The organism is Paenibacillus gorillae, from assembly GCF_000513275.1.
Taxonomy (GTDB): domain Bacteria; phylum Bacillota; class Bacilli; order Paenibacillales; family Paenibacillaceae; genus Pristimantibacillus; species Pristimantibacillus gorillae.
In genome coordinates this window covers 1-778 of the sequence record NZ_CBVJ010000161.1, presented here as the reverse complement: position 1 = coordinate 778, position 778 = coordinate 1, and the positions used below count along the sequence as shown (strand labels likewise).

The following is a 778-nucleotide window of genomic DNA, read 5'->3' as shown; positions in this document are numbered from 1 at the left end:
ATTGTCGCTCCAAGAATCGCAGTTATTGTCCCTGCCGTGATCGTCGCTCCGGACACCGCTGCCAACGTACCGGTCGTGATCGTCGCTCCGAGTACGGCATTCAAGGTTCCACCTGTAATGGTCGCTCCGGACACGGCCACTGTTCCACTGGATATTGCTACCGTTCCGCCAGACAACGCCACGGTGCCTCCCGTGATTGTCGCTCCGAGAATCGCAGTTATTGTCCCTGCCGTGATCGTCGCGCCAGACACAGCCGCTAACGTACCCGTGGTGATTGTTGCTCCTAAGACAGCATTCAAGGTCCCGCCGGTGATCGTTGCTCCTGAGACAGCTACTGTTCCACTGGATATTGCTACCGTACCGCCAGACAACGCTACGGTTCCTCCGGTAATCGTCGCTCCAAGGACTGCAGTTATTGTCCCTGCTGTAATTGTCGCTCCGGACACCGCTGCCAACGTACCGGTCGTGATCGTCGCTCCGAGAACTGCATTCAAGGTTCCACCTGTGATCGTTGCTCCCGAGACGGCTACTGTTCCACTAGATATCGCTATCGTGCCTCCGGACAATGCTACCGTTCCGCCAGTAATCGTCGCTCCAAGGATTGCAGTTATTGTCCCTGCCGTGATCGTCGCACCAGACACCGCTGCCAACGTACCCGTGGTGATTGTGGCTCCAAGAACCGCGTTCAAGGTTCCGCCGGTGATTGTTGCTCCAGAGACAGCTACTGTTCCGCGTGGATATCGCTACCGTTCCTCCGGACAATGCTACCGTTCCGCCA

At 57.2% G+C, this 778-nt stretch carries 1 pseudogene; it reads right to left on the bottom strand.

The annotated features are described in order from the left end of the window. Nucleotides 1-689, bottom strand: a pseudogene (locus tag TY10_RS31930) (collagen-like protein); the annotation flags it as partial. Nucleotides 690-778 lie beyond the last annotated feature (89 nt).